Below are 23,125 nucleotides of genomic sequence, written 5' to 3'. Positions count from 1 at the left end.
GAGAGATTTTAATAATATCTACTCTATGACATGCTCAAGGTTAACAACCTGGTTAAGCAACTCCATTTTTTGGAGGGGCATGATAGACATTAATTATTCTTTTTTTTTGCATTTCTTCTCGTAAAGATATCGTAAAAAACCCCGTGAGATGAACGTAGGAAGTTAACTTTTTATATATAATTGTAACATTATTTGTCAACTTGCAGTGGTATTCTTCATGGAAAAAGACGAGCATCAACCTAATCCCGGATCAGGGGAATCAAAAACTTCTTCCACCGCATTAACGTTACTACAATTTAGAAAAGAAGAAGAAAAAAAAGAGGCTGCTGCTGAATCAGCAAAAGTACGCTGTAAGATTTGCTTTAAAGAAATTGCACCAACTCCTCGATGTTTCGGACATGGAGGTGGCGGAGGAGGCGGCGGTGACGGAAGTGGTTCAAGTAATACATTAGAAGCAAAAGCCATCCAAGGTGATGATAAATCGCTAATCAAGGCATTCCACTTAGTTGTTGAGCCTGAAGAATTAATAGAGGGAGTCACCTCAACGGAAGAGCTTGACTCTACGTCTAAGTCAGATGAAGAACTTTTTGACCCGGAAATAATTGCCGAGTTAATTGCAGAAGGGTTATTGGTTATTAATAACGACCGTGAATCGTTGACCCTGTCTATTCAATTGCAATGTGATCCTAAATCATTATCTGAGGAGCAAAGAGAAGAGTTAAAAAAATTCATGAAGGCTATTTTAAATGAGTTCAAGGCATTCCAAGAACAACATTTTTTATCTGATGATTGCATCAACATGAGTGAAGATGAAGAAGGCAATATACTTTCCCTTAGCATTAGCTTACCCACATTAGCTCTATATGATGCATTTATTCAGCAGCTAAGTAATAATTTAGTGCCTACACCTAAACCCACAAAGGATGAGCACAAGGAGGCTAAAAGTTCTGCCCCAACCCCATTTTCAATGAAGCCAGCACCCTCTAATAAACGCAAAAACCTCATTCAAGATGAAGCCATTAAAAATGACGCTATTTCGATTAAAAAAACCGAAACTGAGGATGAGGTGCTCGAAATTTTTAATCCTTCGCCATCCCCTTTTTCAAAAATGAAACGATGGTAAAAAGCTTAGAGGGTAGCCTATTCACATGTAAAAGGGGCGAGTTATCTACTTTCAGGTAATAATAAAAATTGCTAAATTTCCGGAAGCAATCCGGCTACGCAGCATACACGCTTTGTTTTGAATCCTGCTCCACTTTTGTCTGATTATGAAGAGAGGAAACCCTCTCTTTAAGCGCCTTTATTTGGCTTAAACGAGAGCGCTTTCTTAAGTAAGCGGAAAGTCTTTGAATAGGGAGCAAGGTTTTCTCTCCAATTCCATCAATTAAGACAAAATGTTCTTCTCCTTTGAGAGGATCATAAGCGTAAACGAGATTTCTCGGCTGCAAATCATGAACAGAAATATCACATGAAGTTAATGATTCACAAAATGCATCCAACTTCTTTTCCATTGCCTCGGTAAATAATCCTTCGCGCAAAATAGTTCTTAAATTTTTAGCACATGTACCGTCATGGTTTTTTTCTGCTTTAACAATCAGACCAAAACCCAAATTGGTATCAGTAAATCCAATGACTGTTTGCAGGAAAGGAGGAAAAAGAACGTTTTGTTTAAAATTAAACCGAAAATAAATATTTTCCAAGAGTTCTCTAACATAAGATTTGGAAAAACGAAATTGATAAATAAGAGGAATGAGCTGGCTTAGCTTAGTCTTATAACCATTTCGTTGATAAAGCTCAGGGTTGGTGACCTTTATAAGTAAATTGAGATCATGAGGGTGTTGGTAAACCAAGCAACGACGTCCTTTTGCTAAGAATTCTTGCTCTGTAAGCTGGATTAAGGGTTTTGGTTTCATGTATTTAAATCCTATAAATAAACAGCTGAACCAATTTTCATGTGCCTCCCTGGCACAAGATTTTGAGAATATTAATTTCAGAATATTCTTTTAACAATCATGGTTTTCCCTTAAAAATTAAAGAGATAATTCATGTTGTAAAATGATAATAGATCAGTTCATGTTTTTAATTCAATATGGGCGAATCTAAATTTCGATTTATTTTCCCAATTGCTAGCAACCAAGCTAGACTGCCTTGATAAGAGTGTTATCTGGCTGCTTGGAAGCCAGGGTATACAGATTTAGTGCTTAATAAGTGTGCTAAAATTAAACTATTGTAACAAACAGGAAGTTAGTTATGAGTCATATGGAGTTAAAGAATTTAGGCTCCCCTGATGAACTTCGTGAGCTACCTAAAACAAAAATTGAAGTTGTGAATTTTGAAGGAGTTACAGTAATGCGGGCTACCTTTCAACCAGGATGGAAATGGTCTGAATGTGTTAAGCCTACTGCTGGAACTAAAAGCTGTGAAGCAGCACATATCAATTACATTATCTCTGGACGAATCACTGTGGCAATGGATGATGGGACACAAAAGGAGATGGGCCCTGGGGATGCTGCCCTTATCCCCCCTGGACATGATGCATGGGTAGTAGGTAATGAGCCTTGTATCGCCATTGACTTTGGTGCAGGTAAAATGTACGGGAAAGCTTAAATCGCTAATGGAGCGTCCATTAAAAAATCTAAATTTTTTAAATGGAAGTGAAACTGTAAACTCCATAGTCCTCTATAGTTATTAAAATTTCTTTCACAAGTTGACCTTAATAGTACTGACCAGACTAATTATGCTTGGGAATTTTTAACGATTAATCAATCAAAATTGTTGCGAACGAACTTGGTTTTTGCCTGCCTTTTTGGCTTCATATAAGGTTTTATCAGCTGCTGAGATAACTTCATCCACATTATGAGCAAAAAAAGGAGATACACTCACTATCCCTATACTAATTGTTGTCTCGTTCATTTGGGCTTGTTTTTTAAATTTCTTTTGTAAATTGTTACAAAGTAAAATGGCATCATCGAGCGATGTATCCGTTAAAATCGCTGCAAATTCGTCTCCTCCAATACGAAAAGCACTGTCATTACCTGTTTTTGCTGAATTTTTAATAGCTTTGGCTAACTGTTTCAAAAATAAGTCACCTGAAGGATGACCATAATTGTCATTAACCAATTTAAAGTCATCGACATCGATTAATACTAAATTAATAGAGTGGCGGTTTTTTTTCGCGCTTTTAAATTCTTCATTAAGGCGTTCGTCAAAGTAACGACGGTTATAAAGTCCTGTTAATGCGTCTGTAATTGACACACGCTGGACTTCTCGCATTGCTTCATCTTTCTCTTTATTTAGTTGTATGGTTTCTTGCAATAATTTCGAAGGAAATTGGGCCGTAATCATTAACATAATGACAAAGAGAGTAAACATAGTCGCTAAAATAATGCGATCAATATCACCTAACCAATAATTATAAACAATTAAAGGGAAAAACATGGGTAATAAATATGCATAATAGGCAGGGAGATATACCGAAAGAGAGGCTAGAGCACCTGATGCCATCCCCCCCAAAACCAAGGTAATAACAATTTGATGCATATCGTCGAAATAAGGATAAAACAAAATATAGCTTGAACCCCACAAAGCACCCGTTAAAAAAGTTAACAATAAAAACCGATTTTTAGTCACTCTTTTTTTTGCAATATAATCGTGATGGATAATATTTTTCTTACTATTAATCCAACGAAAAGAACTTAAACATACCATAGCCAGAAACCACAGGGCTACAGGCATTATTGGGGCATGTCGATATAATAAATAACCTGCTATTAGTGCAGATAAAAAAATATTGAAAGGAATGGATTTTAGAGAGCTTTCAAGTAGCAATAAAAAACATTCATTCTGTAATCGAAAAACCGGCTTTTTTTCCATTTTATTCTCCATAATTCAATTTTCTAGAGATCAAAAAATTCAAATTAAGAAGCGAAACACTCCATGTTGTATTTAAAACGTAAGTCTAATGGTCTTTATTAAAAGGAGGTATTATTAATTTTAGCATATTAATGGGTCGGTCAAAAAAAGAGTAGCTCGATTTTGTGGAATCAGATAAGAACCGTTGTCAGAAGTTCGTCTCTATAACATGAGCACATATTCTAGCTATAAAGTTATATGCTTATTGTGTGCGCTTCGGTTTCTTCTTTAATTTTGTTATCACTATTATTGGCTTGTTTGCTCCAGAATAGGGCTTTAGCCAGGCTTTTATATGAAAAAAGCTCCTGATCTGTAAAAAATACATTTTTGCTAAGATATCTGGAAATGGAAGGTTGTCTACCAGAAGAGTAATTTTGCATGGCATCATTTTCCCCCCGCAGATCTATTTTAATCCCATTTCGAACTTCATTTTTGTGTACACCATATAAGTACAACTTAATATCACAAAGAGAATTTGAAGGGCTAGGGCTCATTTCCGGATCCAGAAATGTTTCATCCATTTGAGGGGAGTCCTGTCCAAAAGTTCTTGCGACCCGAGGCAAATGGAATGCACTGGAAACAACTGCTATATGTTGATGTGGATGATGTTCGAGGTAATAACGGAACGATTGGGCTTGGGCCACAGTATTTTGACCAATATTAGTTTTCCTAGGGTTAAAAATAGCTGAGATTATAAATAATCGTGCGGGATAATAAGGAAGTGGTTCTTTACCGAGTTGTTTCTGTAGGGCGGGATCTCTCAGAGCTTTTTTTAAATCTTCGTTATGAATTGTTCGCCCGTTATAAAAAATAGGTATGACATAATCGCTTTCAGTTAATTCTTCCGGCTGTTTGCCGGCCCGAAGAGCACATACCTGAATTGCAACCTCAATACCAAGCTTCAGCCGATTAATGTCATCGACAAGATCAAATTCATCGGCTTTTCTTTTATTTTGATGAATTAACTCAATATCCGCTATCTGGCTTAAAGCGGTTGTTCTTGCTGCGAGCACATAAACCAAATCAATTTCAGGAATTGGAGTAGGATTTGTTGTTAATGCACTTTTCTTCAAATCATCTGTAAATATATTTTCTTCGGTGAAAACATCTTCAAATTTCATCCCAAAAAATGATTGTTTTTTTATTAAGGTCGTCTTAGTCATTAAGAGTTTATCAATGCGAGTAAAGATGAAGTATCTTATCAAAAATTTTAAAATGCTTGAAACTAATCGGGTGAAACTGCCTTGCTAAGAAGTATTAATAAGGCAGATCGGAAATTTTTGCAGAAATGAGAGGTAATTTTATTGAGAGAAATGCTCATCTGCTCTTAAGGTAAGAATTTCATAACCATTCTCAGTGACTAAGATTGTATGTTCCCATTGGGCGGATAATTTATGATCTTTGGTGACTACCGTCCATCCGTCTCCTAATATTTTGATCGCTCTACTACCCAAATTGAGCATAGGTTCAATAGTAAACGTCATTCCTGCTTGTAATTGCAAGCCTGTATTGGGTTTACCAAAATGCATGACGCTAGGTTCTTCCCACATTGTTCTACCAATGCCATGTCCTCCAAACTCACGAACTACAGAAAATCGATTTTTTTCAGCATGTTCCTGGATTATATTTCCAATATCTCCGAGTCGAATACCTGGACGCACTAGGGCAATCGCTTTATAAAGACACTGTTGTGTCACGTCTACTAATTTTTTAGCAAAAGGTTTTACATCGCCAATGAGAAACATTTTACTGGTGTCACCGATATAACCGTCTTTTTGCACTGTAACGTCAATATTAAGGATGTCACCATTCTTAATTATTTTATTCGAGGGAATTCCGTGACAAACCACATGGTTAATAGAGGTGCAAATGCTTGCTGGAAATCCATGATGATTTAATGTTGAAGGTATGGCTTGCAAATCTTCAACAATATATTTGCGGCATATTTGTTCAAGGGTACTGGTACTTACACCCGCCATAACATAAGGTTCTATCATTTGCAGTACGGATGCGGCCAGATTTCCTGCAACGCGCATTTTTTTTATTTCTTCATGCGTCTTCACTAACATCGTTGATTTCACCTAATGATGCTTGATTTATTAAAATTTTTAGAATTTCAGAATAAGTAATCGAAGGATTTTCTTCTGCCAGTTTTCCGATCCTAATCCAGTATTCAGCTTGGGAGTTTATCGAGCGACTCATCGCTCTAGCCATAAGCTTGGTCGCTTCATGTAGTTCATTGGAAATTTTTACAATACCCATATAGTTCTCCTAAAAAAACGTATTTTATAGTGTTTCGCTTATAATTGCTACGTTTTGTAGTTATATGTAGTTGTGTGCGGAAAATAGTGTTTCGCGCCAAGTCTTTTGCTAAAGCAACATGAGAGAATAAAGGCTGTAATTGGGCTGTTATTCAGGTACTATTTACAAAATCTAGGTGTAGATGATTGATAAAGGGAGAATCTAATGATTAATCATGTGGTTGTATTAAAATTTAAAGCAAATTTAGCAGAGTCGGATATTATTTCTGCTTTAAATCAGTTAGGAAGCTTACAGGGAATAATTCCCTCAATTAAAGACTTTTCATTTGGAAAAAACTGTAGTCCTGAGCAATTAAATAAAGGATTTACTCATGTATTTGTCATGAAATTCGATGATTCAAATGGACGAGATCTTTATTTAGAGCATGCAGAACATAAACGAATTGCTACCGAGGTATTGGTTCCTATGTTAGAAAATGGTTTTGAATCCGTTGTAGTTATTGATTATGAAAGTAAATAAGCAACCAATGTTCTGATTGTTGCCCGTATGCACACATTGCCCCAGTTCTCTTTAGCCGTATTAGGTTAAGCTCCATTCAGCAACCGGGGTTTCTGAATACTGATTTTTAACATACTGCTCAAGGAGGCTATTAAAATCATTATGGTGTTTCCTCAGAAATTTTTCTTGCCATATACTTCCATTTTGATTTCTATCAAGCCTGGTTTTAATTATATCTAAATAAAAACGCGCCTCCAGGGGGGCAATTCCCATCTCTTCAAGTCCTTTAAAAGCTAGGGGTAATAAGTTTTTTAAAAGAGTACTGGCCTTAATTTTTCCATGACTCCAGTTTAATCTCGCCTCTAGTCCATAACGAGCTGATTCATAAAAATTTTTTAAGATGGACTCTTGAGGAATTAAAGAGGTAAGAGAGGGCGGGTTATTCACATAATAATAAGTTATACCATAAAAAAAGGCGGCATTGGCTACCATATCTACTATAGTTGGGCCAGAAGATAATACTCGGTGCTCTATTCTTAGATAGGGTTCATGCTGTGGGTTAAAATCTAAAATGGGTCTGTTCCAGCGGAAGAGGCAACTATTTTGACATCTCACATGAAACATATGATGAATAGGTTCCTTATACGCAACAAGAGGCAACAGATAAGGAAAGTTTTTGAAATTATTTTTAAAAATGGGAAAAAGGGTTTCTTGTAAATAATTGGGTTCAAAAAAAACGGTTTTTTGCAATGGAAATGGAAATGTATAAAGTTGTTCAAAAATACTAATTCTGGTTTCGCTCCATAAACGTTTTCCACAAAAGTAAGGTGAGTTACTACTAAGAGCTAATAAGGGAGCGGACAATATTTGAATAATATTAAAATAATGAGTTAATTGATGTTTAGGGACTTCTAAATGCAGTTGTAACGAACATATTAAACCCTCTATAGCTAAAGACTCAGGATATAAACTAAGATTTTCCTTTTTTCCCTTGATATGTACGGACAAAGATTCACCGTTCCGATATTTAGCTACAAACTCATCCATTAAAACAAAAATATTTTCAGGTGTAATATATAAATGACTAAAAAAAGCTGAATCTGCGTAGGGTATTGAACCCATGAGTACTAAATGATGTTGGGAATTAAAAGCTGTTTCACAACATTTATTCCATGTAGTTAAAATACTTTGATGTAAAGAAGATAAAAAATTATCTTTCAAAAAAAGAACTGGGGTATTAATTTCTAATTGAGTGGTTCCTGCCTCTCTTACCAATTCTTGATTGTTTAGTTTTTTAGTAAAAAAAAGATTATCGGGTGTTAACTGATACTCTTTATTTAAAACAAGAAATTCAATTTCAGCGCCTGCCTTCATGGCTTCATATTTAAAATAGTCTTTCGCGAACCATTCTTCTAAAAGTAGTGTTTCAGCAATTAACTTTTTTTCAAATAATTCACAATCAACTATATAATTTTCCATTTTTTTTATATGCATTGCTTCGTCCTTAGTTAGACTAAAGTTTTTGTAATGAAACACTTAAATTCGACTCAATCATGAAGCAATGGTTCGCTGGAATAATTTGCCATTTAAATTCATCGGTGGATTTAGCTCCATTAATTGATAATTTTTCTGAAGCAATAATTACATGCTTGTAATGGCTTTCTTTAGCTGAGCTTTGTATAACACGCTCTCCTAAAGAGAAATACATGGTTTCAGGTTTAGTTCGAGAAGAAGTACAATAACGAAAAGCGACAATCCGTTTCCCATCTGTAACGCAAATATTAAAATAGCACACCGCTTTTTTATGATGCTTTTTAACTAATTCATTAATTATATTTAATGTTTTTTGTAAAATTATATAAATATCATAAGAGTTTGTTATTTTTGAATTTTTTGCAAATTGTAAAAATAAGGCGAAAATTAATTCTGAGTCGGTGCTTCCTTTAACCCAATTATAAACGTCATCATCCAGTAAATCATGGATTTGGCGTTTAATTTTTTTGAAGTAAGGAATAAATCCATTATGCATAAATAGCCAGTTTTTATATATAAATGGATGGCAATTAAAATGGGAAATTCCGCCCGTACTTGCCGCACGGATATGAGCAAAAAAAAGTGGCGCCATGGTTTTATTTGCCAAATAGGAAAAATTAAGATCATTCCATGCGGGAAAAAGAGAGGTAAATAAAGCGGGCTTCTTATCAAAATGCGTATACCACCCCAAGCCAAATCCATCCCCATTAGTCAGAGTACGTGATTCACGTGCCAAGAGGCTTTGTTTTATAAGCGAATTGTTAGGCTTTACTAATAGATCAGCAAATAAAAGATCCTCTTTTCCTATATAAGCTACGAATCGACACATAATTATTGTCCTTATCGAGGCGGCTTAAAACGATCCATATCATTGTAATTCTAGGAAAGGAGGCATAAGATGTCCAAAATAATATTCAAAATAGTCATTTTTAATTCATTTTGAGGGTTCTAGGATAGTAAAATGATTTCTTCTGCTTCTGAAAGAATGTTCAAGCGTTTTATTGCAATTGGGGCTTTGTCAGCAATGTTTGCCACAATTTTAGGTGCTTTTGCTGCTCATGGTCTAAAGGCACAATTTAGTGAATATCAAATGCATATTTTTCAAACCGGTGTTTTTTATCAATTTATTCATAGTTTGGCTTTATTATTCATTGGAGTTATTCTTTGGAATCTTAATAGCCGATTCATCCGAATTTCCGGATGGTTGTTTGTTATAGGAATTTTGTTTTTTTCCGGAAGCTTGTATTTAATGAGTTTTATGCAAGTAAAAGCGCTTGGAATGGTCACTCCAATAGGCGGCACATGCTTTATAATTGGCTGGCTTTTACTGGTTTTGGGGATATATAAAACAAATACTTAAATAATTGGTATTATGGCGCAAATTAAAGTCATTTCCGATGATTTTCTATCGTGCGAGTTTTTAAAAAGCTGTTGAATTTATAGCGATTAAATTTATGAAATTGAACCATCCATTAAAAGTCATTCTAGCGAGCGCATCTCCCAGACGGTTACACATATTGCAAGAGCATGGATTGAATGCGGTCGTCATGCCTGCCGCTATTGAAGAAATTTTGCAAAAAGATGAAGGCGCTAAAGCTTATGTGACTCGGTTAGCCGAAGAAAAAGCTCGAACTATTTTGTTACAAACAGCAGTAGATAGTGCAAATCTCATTTTGGCAGCAGACACCACAGTAGCTTATAAGAATCATATTTTAGAAAAACCTCGAGATCCCGAAGACGCCTATAGAATGTTACGTATGCTTAGTGGTAATTCCCATGAAGTATATACTGGTTATGCTCTTATTTTTTTACCAGAACAAAAATGGTGCATTGACTATGTGACAACGCACATTACGTTTCACAAATTAACAGAGCAACAAATTCAAAATTATATTGATTCAGGAGACCCTTTTGATAAAGCGGGAGGCTATGGTATTCAGACAGTACGTGATACTTTTATTAAGGAAATAAAAGGGTCCTATTACAATGTTATGGGCTTACCTATTGAGGAAATTTTAGAAAAAATTTCTTTAGAGTATTTTAGGGAGTGTTGACAATTTCCCGGATGCCCCGAACAAGTCGCGGCACGTAGGCGTTGGGATGAATGGGCAACACGTCCTAGGGTGTCTTGACCATTGAGCAATTTTTGCGTGTCTATTAAGTGAGGGCTAATAAAAAAATGAACGTAGCCATTAGACCTAAAAGGCTTCGAACTGCATGCAGTTTTCCCCATTTAATAATTAAATTACGCGTTGATTCATCCGCCAAGTTTACATCTGTAGCGAGTAAAATATTATTTGTTGGAAGTATGACGATCAATGTATAAGGCCAATTGCTTAATATAAGAATTGCACCGATAAGCCAATAATAGTTATGCGTATTTAAAAAGGCTATTGTCCCTAGTATCCCGGCAATTAATGCAAGGGAGGACTGCATTATAAACCCTTTTTTGTAAGCCGGTTTCCATTCCATAAGTAGGGCGCGATTTTCAAGATCGAGTCGTGCAGGTTGTTCTACTAGATTGATGTAAGTAGCAGCACCGCTGAATATTGCTGCTACGATTAGTGCAAGTGTTTGAATAATCATGAAGTTTCCTTGCCCTTACTTTTTTATCCTTTAAACCGATGAAAACTGGTACAAGCGTCCAACAGCAGAGGGTACAACAACCTGATCACCAAAGGCATTGCCTAAAGCACTCACTGCTCGCCACCCAGTACAATGCGCAGGAATTATCATTTTAAGATCAAATTGTTTCATATCTTCTACTGTGTTAGGAATAATCTTTTCTACAGAATGGCCTGATAAGTGAAAGCCCCCCATTACGGCATATAATGGTATTTTAGGAAATAGGTTTTGGGTTTGCTTTAGGACATTAATAATCCCAGCATGAGAACAGGCAGAAAAAACAATTAAACCTTTATTACGAACATTCACTAGCAGAAATCGTTCATCCATAATTAAAGGATCAGGAACCCACTCTTGATTGGATAACTGTTTCACATGTTCTGGGAAGCCTTTTTCATAAGAAGTAATTCGTGGAATTTCTCCACTCAGATAAAACATGTTATCTAATAATAATCGTGCCTCATTTGAAATGACAAGCTCAGCTCCTTGATTTTTTAGCTCTTCAACAGAAGGTATTTTCTTAAAAGGATGAATTGCTCCATCAAATTTTAAAGCTCTTTGGTAAAACATCTCTGAATTTAGGTGAAAAATTACTTTTTGTTGCGCGTTTTTAGATTTTATTAATTCTAAAGCCGTTAAAAAACCGCCCGCATGATCCCAATGTCCATGAGATAAAACTATTTCTTCAATAACGGTTGGATCAATATATAGTCTATTAATATTTCTTCGAAAAACTTCACCTTCTGGGCCTGCATCAAACAGAACTGAGTGCGACATGCCCCCTAATGTGGCAGTGAGTAAAAGTGATAACCCATGAGCCCCACAACAAAGACACTCACCGGCCAACTCTTCCATCCCGTGCTCTTCAAGATAATCCATTTCATGAGTTACATTAGCGGGTACACTTGAAAGGCTATCCGTTATATTGTCTACGATCACCTGTACCGTTAATGAATCTACTTCAACTAAATTCATATTTATTCCTTTGTCTAATCTGCGTGATACCTCGCAAGGGCATTTCAGAATTTTTGGTATTTTTCTTGTAAGCGCATTTATATCACAAAAGCAGGAAATTTTATCTCTCAAGCCTATCCATGTATACCTAATGGGTAAATTATTCCTTATTGGGCACTTATTTAAGGTCATCACAGATGGCTCTAATCTTTACTTAACTTTTTCTTGCTATAATGACTCATTCATTTTTTTAATCTGGAAAATCAACATGATTGAGTCAGTGAGAAAAGCTCTTTTGAACAACAACAAGGAAGTTTTTAAGCAAAAAATTCGATTATGTAGCAAGGAAAACCTCAACGAAGCTGACGAGCAAGGTAATACGCTACTTCATCTAGCGGTGAAGAAAGGTTCTTTATATTTTGTAAAGCACTTACTTGCTCTCGGTGCAGATATTACTCTGCAAAATAAGGAAGGTAACAGTGCATTACACCTTGCAGTGCAAGAGGGCTATTTTAATATAGTCAATGAAATGCTGGGAATTTCACCAGAAGCAAAAGACAGAAAAAATAAAGCAAAATGGACTGATAAAGATCGTAGCATAAAGTTAGACACACTTAAAAACTCTCAGAGCATGGCCCTAACCCTTCTTACTGTACCAAATAATAAAGGCCAAATACCGCTTATTATTGCGGCCAATTTAAAAGATGACCTGATTTATAAAAAACTTTTACTGCTTGAACCTGCACCTGGATATGCAAGAAAACATATTGATGAGGCTTTGAGCCTGCGGCAAAAACACATAGGAAGTTTGCAAAGTAAAAGTTTTTGGGCTGCATTGCTGGAAACGTTTTGTCCTTCTGCATCTATAGCAGAGTTATCCGAATCGTTTGCTTATACCGGGCTATTGGCTGGAGCCAGTGCGGCAGTTGCATTGGGTTTGAATATTGCATTTGCCATTATCTCCATTTTGGGTTTTAGCATGATCATGTATGCTAATTATAAAAAAAATCAATCTGAAAAAAATGCCATTCGCGAATTGGAAGAGCTACAAGCGGAACTGGCTTTTCTGCAGGGGATTAGAAAAAGAGTCGCGCAACTTGCATCGCAACAGTTGTTAACTTCTGAGGAAAAACGAGAACTGGCCTTGATGAAGATAGAATTAACCAAGATCATTCAAAAACCCAGACTAGTGCAAGGCCATGAAAAAAATGCGGCTGATTATGTAACGAGAAATGATAAAATACTTGTTGCCTTAAGTTCGGTGGGCAGCTTTTTATGTACGTATTCCGGTACCTTGGGTATTATGGGGCTGGGCTTGGCTGTTGGCGCTGAAATTCTCGGTACCAGCTTGGCTGCTCTTATTGTTTCTACAGGTCCCGTTGGTATTGGTATTGCCTTAGGTGTGGGATTAATACTGGCCGGGGCTCTTGCTCTTTATCATTATGAAACCAGAAAACAAGGCTATATGATTTTTGGAGAGCAACGAGCCTCTATTCATAAGTTGGAGTACAATGTTTATAAAGAACAACAAGATCTGATTCATGGCTCGGATAAGGTTCTTAACAACATTGAGGGTTTACTTGAGAGCCCCCAAAAACCTAAAAAATCAAAGGGTGACAAAAAAATAGATCAAAAAATGAACGCTCCAGAATCCCTACCTAATAGATATAGTCATGGGCACCATCCAGGAGAGGTTTGTTCTAAAGAAACCAATCAGCTCAGTAGTACTGGTTTTATGAGAAATCAGGGGTTCTCTGCGGTTAAAGCTTTAGATGAGAGTCCAGGATTTAGTAACAAAGTTTGAGCTGCATAATTTGTAGCGGATAGAATCCAAATGCTCTTTAGAGCTCGTCGGTTTTTATTAGCGCTCGCTTGTCCAACTTTAAGTCATTTATTTGAATCATCTCCTATAATTAATGGTGTAACGAGCAATTAATTATTGGGGTAATAAATGATTAGTCGCGATGAGAATGATTTGCCGATGACTGATTCCACTGGCGTTGCTGTGACCAGGCAGGTAAAGAAATTAGCTCAAGATCCTACTTATAAGAGTGTGGATTTTTTTGATAAATGTGCGATAGAGCCAAATTTCAAGGTGGATAAAGAGCAGATCACGATTCAAGCACCTAAGGCACCGCCGCCAACTGTCAAAGCGGATGATTTAAATATCCCTGAATTTTTATTAAAAGATTTAACTTCCGATGAAATAGTTAACATTGCTAATCAACTCATACGTTTTGCTTATGATCCGTTGAAAGTTACCCATCATCTCAAAGATTTGGATGAAGTATTGGGAAAACAAATGCAAGCAAGTCCAAATTTGCCTTCACAGCAAAATTCACTTCCTACTTATTTAATTGCGGGGAGAGGAAACTTCATTCCAGGTGCTCCTCCACCTAACTACCAACCTTTGAAAAAGGGAAGAATGCTGGATGCAATATTATTAGAACGTGAGGGTTTACGTGATGTAAATAAACATGGATTTATAGTTAAGTTTATTGGCTATGTCAGCAGCATGATAGCTGATCGCATCGTTTCAAGTGGCCAGCTTTTTAATGAAAATAAACAAGTTAATCGTGTTCTTTTACATGGTTCTTATACTCATCGACTCTTGCTTGAGGCGTTTGCCAAGGCGGTAGAAAAGGGTGATATTGATTTAAATATTAAGTCAGAAAAGAAACTTGATTTTGTTCACTTGTTACATATTTTAGTTTCGGTAAAATCAAAAAATGGTCTAAGTCTTTGGGAAATGGGATTAGATTCTGTAGAGGATTCTGAACGTTCTTCTAATGCCCCTTTGGATTCAAAGCAATTTAGTTTTAGTTGTCGCTCTCCTTTTGTTTTTAATTCTCTATTATTATGTTTTGGTAAAGAGCTTGGATTGCCAAATCTTCAAACGTATATGCTGGACAGTCATTACAAAGCTGCTTATGAAATGGTTTTACGTTCCAAAGAAAAAATGGCCAAGGCAGATAAATTGCCTGATTATTCTGAGATTGATATTTCGGATGAAAGAATTTATGAGCGTTGTATGGAGTATTTCTCCATAATGGCTGAAAGTTATGGAGAGGTCGGCGGTAATACTCCTTTTACAATTGATGAATTATCAATGCTCTCTGATGAGCGCTATATATCATCGATGTGGGGACCCAGTGTACGGATGAAAATATCCGCGCCACAGAATCCAGGAGTTTATACCGGTTGGATGGAGTTTTTCCAGCATAAAAGCGGTGTTAAAGAGCCTCTTGCAAATCAGACCAAAAAACACGAACGTTCTGAGTCGGATGAAGACGAAGAACGACGCGCGAAAAGAAAGCAATGAACATTAGATGGTATCGGATTGTATATTCAGGGGTTCAGTTCATTGTTCATTCAGCTGATTAATTATTGATAATAATTTTTTATCTTCTTTAGTCAACATAGCATCTGCATAATCGGGATTAATTTCATACCACCATTGCTTTTTAAAGTAGTTTTGTAAGTTCGGCGAATTGAATTGCCGCCCATATTGGGCATAAATGGTATTACGAAGAATCTGTAATTCTTTACTACTTAATTTTGATAAAGAATTCACGGGATTCTCTGCGTTTAATATGGGATAAATCATTGTATGACGCACATAGCTTTTGGGGGTGTATAAGCACAGTAGTAAATCGGCTTTGGGTTGGAAATGAGCCAAGTTCCATACATATTTCCTATCTTTGCCATTACCCATAATCTTTATACCGGCAGGCTTAGGTATAAGATATTCTGATTTAGGATCTATCTCAGAACATAATCGTGTGGGGGTGTTGGGAATGACCTCTAGTTGGGTATGGCCAATGGTATTATCACGCCATAGTACTCCGGTTTTGAGCACATAGGACACCCAGTGATAACCCATCACATCATAAGTTGCGCCCGTTTCATAATTATGGTGAATGTTAACGGTTGCCAAAGCTGGGAACATAGCGTCCCATACATATGCCTCATCATAATGTAACCCTTTATCCTCATTAGGAGCGATTTTTTCTTTATGGGAAAAAACAGGAGTATTATCAACTCGAACTTGGAAGTTATAAACCAGCGCTTTTCCTTCACTGGTTTTTTGACCCTTGGGGAGTGCTACCGCACTCATTCCATTATTTATTGGAAAAGGAAAGCCCATAGATACTTTGATTTTTTGGTTTAATGTATTTTTAAATTGGAAATCACAACTGTAAATCCAGGAACCATTCCACTCGGAATTATTTAATTGCTTTCCTGTTATTGTAATTACTTCTTTAACCATTTTTATATCAGGTTGAGAAACAGGGATAGGTAAGGATCCATTTCCGCCTAAAGCAGTATCGTTAGCAAATAGGCTTCTAGAAAAGAATAGAATAAAAAATAGGAATAAGCGTTCAGGGTTTTTGCTTGAGTACCAATGAAGTGAATCCATGTAATTTTCCTAAACAAGAATATACCACTACTTTATTTTTTTATATGGCTTATAGCAAGAGTAGTAGTGAGAAGGCTAATCTGAGTTTTATGATATGATGCGCCATTACCCTAATGCTGTATTTATTATTTTGCAGCCATGATTCCATTTATTTTCGCCTTATGGTCAATGGCCATGCTATAAATTATAGGAAGAATTTATCCGATTAAAATTTAGGGAGAATGATAATGCATACACGGATTGATTATACTAAGTTTGCTCCTAACGCGGTTAAGGCGATTTTAGGTCTTGAACAGTATGTTGTGAATAGTGGAATAGAACGATCTCTTCTGGAGCTGGTTAGACTACGTGCGTCACAAATTAACGGCTGTGCTTATTGTGTTGATATGCACAGTGCTGATGCCAAAAAAGCAGGGGAGTCTGAGCGCCGTCTCCATGCACTGGTTGTATGGAGAGAGTCTCCTTTTTTTACTACCCGTGAACGCGCTGCTTTAGCTTGGACTGAATCAGTTACTTTATTATCAGAGACCCACGTTCCTGATGAGCTTTACAATGAAGTATTGACTTGTTTCAGTGAAAAAGAGCTCATTGATCTGACTATGGCGATTATTACCATTAATAGCTGGAACCGCATCGCCGTAAGCTTCCGAAAATTACCAAGCTAAAATTGTCGCAGAAGATGGCAACTGTCTTGAGCAGTTGCTACTTGCTATGATTCGAAGCTATTCCAAAGAATTTATTTTTGAGGAACAAAGGAGTGAGAAATTTATAGGTTTTTATTTTTAAAACAATAAAATAAAAAAATCACCAGGAAATAAATGAACAGTGGTTTAATAAATACATTAAATATCAAAATCATTTGTAAAAACAAACTGTTTGAATGCCATAACATCTGACATAGTTTTAAGATATCTAGTGGTTGATAAGGCTTTATATACAACAGCAATGTTACGTACTGAATGATAAAGAAACCGAGTAGGGTACAAAGAATAGCAATGGGGTGCCTAATCGAATAGAAGATATTAAACCATGATTTTTTTTTCATTGCTTTACCTAAGCGATACCTCTGAGCAAAAGTTGCAAATGCTCATGAGCCAAAAACTCGAACGCAATTTCGTCCCTCTTCTTTTGCTTTATAAAGAGCCTTGTCCGCGTTTTCAATTGATTCTTCAATTGTAATGCCTGTTTTAAGATGCGATATACCAAATGAAGCAGTTAAATGTACAGTTTTATTGTGGTTAATATTAATTTTAAGTGAAGAAATTCCTATCCGAATACGTTCAGTAATCTCAAGGGCCAGTTCGTTATTAGTATTTTGATAGCAAAGTAAAAATTCATCGCCGCCAACCCGAAAAATTTTGTCGTATGGGCGCATATTCTGCATAATGAATCGACATACGGAAGCTAATACGCTATCACCCGCAGCATGTCCATATTTATCATTAATTTCTTTAAAGCGATCTAAATCGACCATTACTATGCTGCATAATTGGATTTGTCGATTAACTAATTCTTGTTGCTCTCGTAACATGGGTAACATATTATTTCGATTGATCGAGCCCGTTAATGGGTCACGGTTGTAAAGTAATTCACTTAATTCTCGTTGCATTGTCGAAATTTCAAGATGCAATTTTTCCATGTTATTTGAAAAAAGATCATAATCATGAGGTAGTACCGGATTGCCTTTACTTATGGCGATTAATAGAGTGGCTGCTGCTTTATGCATTTGCAGATGCACTTCTCCCAGTGCAATAAATCCTGGATGTTGATTTAACCTCTTGAAAGCAGTTTCATAATACCATTGTCCGAATCGACATTCTTTATGTGCACTGGAACCCATGTCATGCCGATCAGGGGGTAATCTACAAATAAGAGAACGTATAATTGAGTTATACCATTGGTGATGATTGTAGAGTGCTTGTTCAAATTGGAAAATAAAATCTTGTAATTCTTCCCGACTAAAAGACTCAAAGTGCATTTATCTATCCCTAATAGTTAGTTTATTTTCACTAAAATATTCGAGCTTCCATACTTAAATAAGCTCACCACCAACGAGTCAAAAAATCAATCTATTGAAATAATAAATTATAAATTTTATAACTTAAAATAATTATTATAAATAATTATAGTACCTATTAAAGGAATTCCATTTTGCTCAATAAGCTCTCTTGCGATTACAAATTTGTTAAATAAAAAAGCAAGGCGTGGCTTTTAGTGGTGCATCCAGAATATTATTTATAAGGCATGACACTCCAATAAACACCGTGATCAATACGGTATTCAAAATTTTAAATTAATAACAAAATAAGAAGATACTTAAAAAAGATTAAAACGTACCAAATGAATGGATTGATTCAATTATTTTCTAAAAAAGAACAGGGTAAGGCTCTAGTAGTGTTTGTCTTTTTAGCTGGACTATTAGGTATGGTTACCTTATTTTTTGAGCCTATCTACTGGTGTAATATTCAAGAGAAATTTGAGCGTATCTTATTTGCTATCTCAATTTATATTTTTTTATTAGCCTTTTTTGTAGGAAAGCCAGTTGAACCTTTAGGATCATTGTGTACTATTTTGTTTGGATTAGTCTTAATGTGTTTTTCTATTTTTTTTCAAGTCTTTTATTTCAGTAATATTTCAATGACGCATATGTTCTTTCCGTTTATCTGTCTTGGATGTATGTGGGGGTTGGGGCGTACTTTATCAGTGATTGTTAATGTTTCTGATTCGGTTGGGGTTGGCTCTTAGTAAGGTTGGCCTTGGTAGCCCCTCACCCTAACCCTCTCGCATGCGGGAGAGGGTTAGGGTGTTAGCATTTGCGTATAAGGGGGGGGGCTCTGTACACAAGTTGCTCATTATCATATAATAATGTTAATAAATTATTATCGATGTATTAATGTAATGCATACACTATCCCACTATCTGCATTCAGGAACTTCAACAACTGTAGGTATAGACAATATCCTAGATACTACTCTGGCGAATATCTATGTGAAAGATAAAAAAGGACGTTATTTAGACTGCAATCAGAATATGTTATGTCTTAACAAGATGCCCGATATGAAGGGGAAAATGGATTCTGACTTATTATGGAAAGACCAAGCTCCTATACTCATGAAAAATGACGCGGAGATAATGCAACAGAATAAAGCAAAAACGTTTATAGAGACAGTCCAGCTTAATGGTTCCTTTCAGCATTATCTTAGCCGTAAAGCACCATTGTATACGCGACAAGGTAAAATCATTGGGGTCGTGGGAATATCCTTTTTGATAGATGGTGATGTTTCATTATTTACGACGATACAAGAGACAATACCGGTTATTATGCCACGCACTGTGGATATCAACGTTCATGATCAAAATACAAATAATCAACTCACCACGAAACAAATTACATGCTTATCTTATTTGGTTAAAGGCATGACAATAAAACAAATTGGTCAACAATTAAATTTATCGCCAAGAACAGTTGAAGATCATCTTAATTCAGCTAAAAATAAGCTCAACTGTCATAGCCGCAGTGAGCTAATTACAACCGCATTACAATTGCCAATTATTAGAAATCAATTGTAAAACACCCATGATTATATTTTGAGATAGTAAGGTTATATCAAGTATTACTACTGAAATCGATGCCTCCAGTCAGCCCATACGCACTTTTCACTTGGGTTCCATAAAAGTATTGTATTACAGGGATATTCACACCTAAATAACAGGAAATGTTAGCACCTAAATTTATCCTTAAACCCGGTAATAAAAAAATACTATTTCCACCGCTGTTCGGATCGATTAATCCCTCGATATTGTCCTTTGCGGCATATTCCCCATTAATTTCTATAATTCCATCAATGTGTAATTTTTTCTGTTCACTTTTATAAAGCTCTATAACAGTCCCAAAATTATAATCCCACAAGGAGCCTAGGGTCGTCTGCTGTGTACCCTCCGTACTTTGCGTATATATTAAATTGGAACTTAGTGAGAGCTTTTTAAATTGTTTAGAAATAATAATCCCAGCAAATGGAGTCCAGGCACCGCTTCCCGGTTGATCAGCAGCAGAAAAGAGTACACCATAGTTATCTCTTACTGTGGTTTTACCTGTTGGAGTATTAATTCCTGAGAGTAAAGCCAGGGAAGCAGGATGCTTTTCCTCATCCAGCAATCGCCACAGAGAAAAGACATTGGTATCGCCTATGCCAGAAGAATTTCCTAATTGAATAATGCTTTTAATATTTGTTTCCTCATTAATAGCAACCGCAGAAATGGATGAATTGATAACATAGGGAAGGCTAGCTCCAATGGTTATATTCTCTTCTAGCCCATAAAAAGCCAAAATATAATTCGTCAAGTTATACTTCTGATTTTCAGCTAAAGGATGTTGCAAGAGTACAGTATTAGAAAGGGGGATACTGGGATAATATTCTACTCGGTAACTTATCCCTACTTGCCCTTTATCCATGGTATCGGCGGTGGCAGTAGTTATTGGTGAGCCGATTCCAGTAGAGTAACTGATTGATTTTTGAGGAAAAGTAGCTGCATAAAGAGTTAAGGAGCAGCAGTATAAACCTATTACTCGCTTTAAAATTTTATTCATTCCATGAGTATCGTTTAAAATTTTATTCTATCTTAGAATGTGGAGTATACCCAATAGCCGATGAAAGATAATCAGTACCTAGGATTACCTTAATAAGATAATGAATACCAATCATTGCTTCGTGTTTTCAACTGCCGCTTCAATAAAAAATTTCAAAAAATAGCAAAACATTCTTGTGCTGCTCGAGGGAAGACTGTAAATAGACCAAGAAATATCTTACATCGCAAAAAAAGTGACTATTAATTTACATTATTATATTATCATTTTTTTTTTACAGAGAGTCAAAAATGCCATCAAGTCAATTAGCGTTCTTATGTCAACAGATTGAAAATCAAGATACCGACCATTTTGGTAAATTTTATATGTATGTCAGTTTGCTAAATACCCTGACAGCAAGAAATAAATCGTTTGCTGAGGGATTGCCGCAATACTCGAGTTTGCTTCCTTGGAAAAATGATAAACCTATAAAAATTGGGGAAATATCCACTGACTTTACAAGACAATTAAATATTTACTCTCGAGAATTTATTAATTCCCAACCTAACTGGTCGAAAGCACTTTATAATATTGTTATGGCCTATATACGTAAAGGAAATGTTTCAGATCTAATTTATATTATTGATCAAATGCTTGATCATCTCAGTGCAATGCATGGAAAACAAAGTCATAATAATAGTATTTATGTCGATATTAACTTTGACAAAAAAAAAGAAGGCCTAGCTTCGTTCATTAAAGAAATTTCAGCTTTCAACCAGCAGGTATTATCTATTACTGATAATAGTTGTAATACCGTATTATCTTTATTAGGAGTAACTACAGGGTTAGTATTGCTATTTACTGCGATACCGATAATTATTAGTTTACCTCTTGTATTCGCTGGATTGTATGGCACCTATCATTTTGCAACTGAGGTAATTTCAAAAGCTGAATCGTTAGAAGCGCACCTAACTCAGATTACTGAAAAAATGAAAAAGTTACCGCAAGATACCAGTTTATTTGGAGATGCTAATCACAATACATTTTTCACCGCAGCGGTTAAGCCCATACCCTATGCAGCAGTTACCGCTGCAGAGCAATTAGTATTTGATGAATCGCAACAGAAGCAATTAAAAACCGGCCGAGATGGGTTGGATTCGGCCTTTTACTGGATGGGTTTATAAATCAATACTTAAGACATCGCCAGTTGATGCTTCTAATAATCTGTTTCTTCCTATTTGATTTGTAGAATACTACTAAGAGGGATAAATGTAGGCATTAAGTGAAGCATGTAGCCTGGGTGCAGGTCCAATGACAGGAGCCCGGGTGTCGCTTTGGCGCGACCTAGGACAAGTTACTAACCCCTTTACGTCTAATGACATGTGGGGTGGAAATATGTTTGGGTGTTTAGAGGAAATCATTTACAGTGATGTTTCTATGACAAGCAGAGTGTTAGATGAGCTTATTAAGATATTTTACATATATTTTATTGTCTGAATTCGGTATGATTGTTCTAACAAAAATAATAAATTTATGAGTCAATTATGAAAAAATTAGTTCTTATTTTGGCATTATGTTCATTGAATGCATTTGCTGTTAATGCTGTAAATCCAAATAATAATGATTGTGAAAGCATACAAGATCCTGCGGAGCGAAAGGATTGTTATAACATTGCAAAAAAAGATGAAGCGGAAGAAAATTTTAGGAACTTCCAAGAAAATCTCCCTGATTCTTATCAAGATGACTTCTAATAAAAAGAATTTTAGGTAATACATTGAATTGATCGATTTTGATTGAATGTATTACCTACTAAAGATGTTGTTTTTCCCACTGATTACCTTAAATAAAACGCGAAATTTCAATCCAAATACTGCAACTTAATTTTAAAAAATTTGAAATTTTTGATTAATTTTCTTGATTTTTTCATGAGTTAATAAATTTTTTTCTCAAAAAATCACTATCAAATGTCCAATTTATAAACTATATATACATATAGAGGTCATTTTTGTTGTTTAAGGAGAGAATAATGAAATTAATACTTACATCCTCAGCATTGCTCATGTCTTTAAGTCTAGTTGGTTGCAATACAATGAACCAAGCCAGTCAGTACAGTAACTCAACGGTAGGCGCCGGTGTAAAATATGGTGCTAATGTGGTGGGTACCGGGGTGGGGTTTATAGCTGATACTGGTGCTGCAGTAGGTCATGGAGTTGGTAAGGTAGTTGATACTGGAGTTGGAGTAGTAACTGGACATACAGTTTACAAAGCAAAACCACAATATGTTAATCATAATGGTCATCGTTATATGTTACAAAATGGTCGTTATGTTCTGGTACACTAACCTTTAAAAGGCTCTT

At 35.8% G+C, this 23,125-nt stretch carries 25 protein-coding genes; 13 read left to right on the top strand and 12 right to left on the bottom strand.

Features of this window, described 5'->3' with window-relative positions; genetic code table 11:
* The first annotated feature begins 217 nt into the window (after positions 1–217).
* Entirely contained in the window at positions 218–1,123 is a 906-nt protein-coding gene (locus tag ACWTEW_RS19240) for a hypothetical protein (protein ID WP_454783267.1), read from the top strand.
* 94 nt (positions 1,124–1,217) lie between these two features.
* Here ACWTEW_RS19240 and ACWTEW_RS19235 read toward each other — a convergent pair whose 3' ends face one another.
* Positions 1,218–1,913 carry a YrbL family protein gene (locus ACWTEW_RS19235; protein ID WP_454783266.1) on the bottom strand — a complete coding sequence of 232 codons (696 nt, stop codon included), beginning with the start codon at positions 1,911–1,913 and terminating at the stop codon, positions 1,218–1,220.
* 337 nt (positions 1,914–2,250) lie between these two features.
* On the opposite strand from ACWTEW_RS19235, the gene ACWTEW_RS19230 reads away from it, so the two are divergent.
* Positions 2,251–2,607, top strand: a complete 357-nt coding sequence (locus tag ACWTEW_RS19230; RefSeq protein WP_454783265.1) for a cupin domain-containing protein — start codon at positions 2,251–2,253, stop codon at positions 2,605–2,607.
* Positions 2,608–2,766: 159 nt separating this feature from the next.
* Here ACWTEW_RS19230 and ACWTEW_RS19225 read toward each other — a convergent pair whose 3' ends face one another.
* The 4 genes from ACWTEW_RS19225 to ACWTEW_RS19210 all read right to left on the bottom strand — a co-directional run bounded on the left by ACWTEW_RS19225 (position 2,767) and on the right by ACWTEW_RS19210 (position 6,174).
* Positions 2,767–3,873, bottom strand: a complete 1,107-nt coding sequence (locus tag ACWTEW_RS19225) for a GGDEF domain-containing protein (protein ID WP_454783264.1) — start codon at positions 3,871–3,873, stop codon at positions 2,767–2,769.
* A gap of 233 nt (positions 3,874–4,106) precedes the next feature.
* Entirely contained in the window at positions 4,107–5,075 is a 969-nt protein-coding gene (locus ACWTEW_RS19220; RefSeq protein WP_454783263.1) for a hypothetical protein, read from the bottom strand.
* A gap of 138 nt (positions 5,076–5,213) precedes the next feature.
* Positions 5,214–5,981, bottom strand: coding sequence for a type I methionyl aminopeptidase (map, locus tag ACWTEW_RS19215; protein WP_454783262.1), 768 nt, complete (start codon positions 5,979–5,981; stop codon positions 5,214–5,216).
* Positions 5,962–6,174, bottom strand: coding sequence for a ParD-like family protein (locus ACWTEW_RS19210; RefSeq protein ID WP_454783261.1), 213 nt, complete (start codon positions 6,172–6,174; stop codon positions 5,962–5,964). The genes map and ACWTEW_RS19210 overlap by 20 nt, the downstream gene beginning before the upstream one ends.
* A gap of 204 nt (positions 6,175–6,378) precedes the next feature.
* Here ACWTEW_RS19210 and ACWTEW_RS19205 point away from each other — a divergent pair, with 204 nt between their 5' ends.
* Positions 6,379–6,693 carry a Dabb family protein gene (locus ACWTEW_RS19205; RefSeq protein ID WP_454783260.1) on the top strand — a complete coding sequence of 105 codons (315 nt, stop codon included), beginning with the start codon at positions 6,379–6,381 and terminating at the stop codon, positions 6,691–6,693.
* Between the two features lie 60 nt (positions 6,694–6,753).
* Here ACWTEW_RS19205 and ACWTEW_RS19200 read toward each other — a convergent pair whose 3' ends face one another.
* Both ACWTEW_RS19200 and ACWTEW_RS19195 read right to left on the bottom strand, forming a co-directional pair.
* Positions 6,754–8,166 (bottom strand): glutamate-cysteine ligase family protein, encoded by a 1,413-nt coding sequence (locus ACWTEW_RS19200; protein ID WP_454783259.1) that lies wholly within the window; start codon positions 8,164–8,166, stop codon positions 6,754–6,756.
* 19 nt (positions 8,167–8,185) lie between these two features.
* Entirely contained in the window at positions 8,186–9,034 is an 849-nt protein-coding gene (locus tag ACWTEW_RS19195; protein WP_454783258.1) for a class II glutamine amidotransferase, read from the bottom strand.
* Positions 9,035–9,166: 132 nt separating this feature from the next.
* On the opposite strand from ACWTEW_RS19195, the gene ACWTEW_RS19190 reads away from it, so the two are divergent.
* Together ACWTEW_RS19190 and ACWTEW_RS19185 are read left to right on the top strand one after the other, a co-directional pair.
* On the top strand, positions 9,167–9,565 hold the full coding sequence (locus tag ACWTEW_RS19190) for a DUF423 domain-containing protein (RefSeq protein WP_454783257.1): 399 nt from the start codon (positions 9,167–9,169) through the stop codon (positions 9,563–9,565).
* 94 nt (positions 9,566–9,659) lie between these two features.
* Positions 9,660–10,259, top strand: coding sequence for a nucleoside triphosphate pyrophosphatase (locus ACWTEW_RS19185; RefSeq protein ID WP_454783256.1), 600 nt, complete (start codon positions 9,660–9,662; stop codon positions 10,257–10,259).
* 103 nt (positions 10,260–10,362) lie between these two features.
* Here the strand turns inward: ACWTEW_RS19185 and ACWTEW_RS19180 are convergent, their stop codons facing one another.
* Both ACWTEW_RS19180 and ACWTEW_RS19175 read right to left on the bottom strand, forming a co-directional pair.
* Positions 10,363–10,791: an anthrone oxygenase family protein gene (locus tag ACWTEW_RS19180; RefSeq protein ID WP_454783255.1), complete on the bottom strand. Its 429-nt coding sequence runs from the start codon at positions 10,789–10,791 to the stop codon at positions 10,363–10,365.
* Positions 10,792–10,821: 30 nt separating this feature from the next.
* Positions 10,822–11,805 carry an MBL fold metallo-hydrolase gene (locus ACWTEW_RS19175; RefSeq protein WP_454783254.1) on the bottom strand — a complete coding sequence of 328 codons (984 nt, stop codon included), beginning with the start codon at positions 11,803–11,805 and terminating at the stop codon, positions 10,822–10,824.
* Between the two features lie 247 nt (positions 11,806–12,052).
* On the opposite strand from ACWTEW_RS19175, the gene ACWTEW_RS19170 reads away from it, so the two are divergent.
* Together ACWTEW_RS19170 and ACWTEW_RS19165 are read left to right on the top strand one after the other, a co-directional pair.
* Positions 12,053–13,588, top strand: a complete 1,536-nt coding sequence (locus tag ACWTEW_RS19170) for an ankyrin repeat domain-containing protein (RefSeq protein ID WP_454783253.1) — start codon at positions 12,053–12,055, stop codon at positions 13,586–13,588.
* A 147-nt stretch (positions 13,589–13,735) separates the two neighbouring features.
* Positions 13,736–15,106 (top strand): hypothetical protein, encoded by a 1,371-nt coding sequence (locus tag ACWTEW_RS19165; protein ID WP_454783252.1) that lies wholly within the window; start codon positions 13,736–13,738, stop codon positions 15,104–15,106.
* 39 nt (positions 15,107–15,145) lie between these two features.
* Here the strand turns inward: ACWTEW_RS19165 and ACWTEW_RS19160 are convergent, their stop codons facing one another.
* Entirely contained in the window at positions 15,146–16,204 is a 1,059-nt protein-coding gene (locus ACWTEW_RS19160) for a YARHG domain-containing protein (protein WP_454783251.1), read from the bottom strand.
* 227 nt (positions 16,205–16,431) lie between these two features.
* Here ACWTEW_RS19160 and ACWTEW_RS19155 point away from each other — a divergent pair, with 227 nt between their 5' ends.
* The gene (locus ACWTEW_RS19155) at positions 16,432–16,869 is read left to right on the top strand and encodes a carboxymuconolactone decarboxylase family protein (RefSeq protein ID WP_454783250.1); all 438 of its coding nucleotides are present in this window, start codon (positions 16,432–16,434) and stop codon (positions 16,867–16,869) included.
* 422 nt (positions 16,870–17,291) lie between these two features.
* On the opposite strand, the gene ACWTEW_RS19150 is transcribed toward ACWTEW_RS19155, so the two are convergent.
* Positions 17,292–18,182 carry a diguanylate cyclase gene (locus ACWTEW_RS19150; RefSeq protein WP_454783249.1) on the bottom strand — a complete coding sequence of 297 codons (891 nt, stop codon included), beginning with the start codon at positions 18,180–18,182 and terminating at the stop codon, positions 17,292–17,294.
* Positions 18,183–18,544: 362 nt separating this feature from the next.
* Here ACWTEW_RS19150 and ACWTEW_RS19145 point away from each other — a divergent pair, with 362 nt between their 5' ends.
* Positions 18,545–18,949, top strand: coding sequence for a hypothetical protein (locus ACWTEW_RS19145; protein WP_454783248.1), 405 nt, complete (start codon positions 18,545–18,547; stop codon positions 18,947–18,949).
* Positions 18,950–19,102: 153 nt separating this feature from the next.
* Entirely contained in the window at positions 19,103–19,774 is a 672-nt protein-coding gene (locus tag ACWTEW_RS19140) for a helix-turn-helix transcriptional regulator (protein ID WP_454783247.1), read from the top strand.
* 37 nt (positions 19,775–19,811) lie between these two features.
* Here ACWTEW_RS19140 and ACWTEW_RS19135 read toward each other — a convergent pair whose 3' ends face one another.
* A complete protein-coding gene (locus ACWTEW_RS19135) occupies positions 19,812–20,792 on the bottom strand; it encodes a transporter (protein WP_454783246.1) in 981 nt (326 codons plus the stop codon).
* 287 nt (positions 20,793–21,079) lie between these two features.
* Here ACWTEW_RS19135 and ACWTEW_RS19130 point away from each other — a divergent pair, with 287 nt between their 5' ends.
* The 3 genes from ACWTEW_RS19130 to ACWTEW_RS19120 all read left to right on the top strand — a co-directional run bounded on the left by ACWTEW_RS19130 (position 21,080) and on the right by ACWTEW_RS19120 (position 23,109).
* Positions 21,080–21,952, top strand: coding sequence for a hypothetical protein (locus ACWTEW_RS19130; RefSeq protein ID WP_454783245.1), 873 nt, complete (start codon positions 21,080–21,082; stop codon positions 21,950–21,952).
* A 360-nt stretch (positions 21,953–22,312) separates the two neighbouring features.
* Entirely contained in the window at positions 22,313–22,519 is a 207-nt protein-coding gene (locus tag ACWTEW_RS19125; RefSeq protein ID WP_454783244.1) for a hypothetical protein, read from the top strand.
* Positions 22,520–22,794: 275 nt separating this feature from the next.
* Positions 22,795–23,109 (top strand): hypothetical protein, encoded by a 315-nt coding sequence (locus ACWTEW_RS19120; protein WP_454783243.1) that lies wholly within the window; start codon positions 22,795–22,797, stop codon positions 23,107–23,109.
* The last annotated feature ends 16 nt before the right edge of the window (positions 23,110–23,125 follow it).

It is taken from the genome of Legionella stuttgartensis (genome assembly GCF_977063405.2).
The sequence above is the reverse complement of the archived record's forward strand: the minus strand, read 5'-3'. Positions and strand labels throughout refer to the sequence as shown.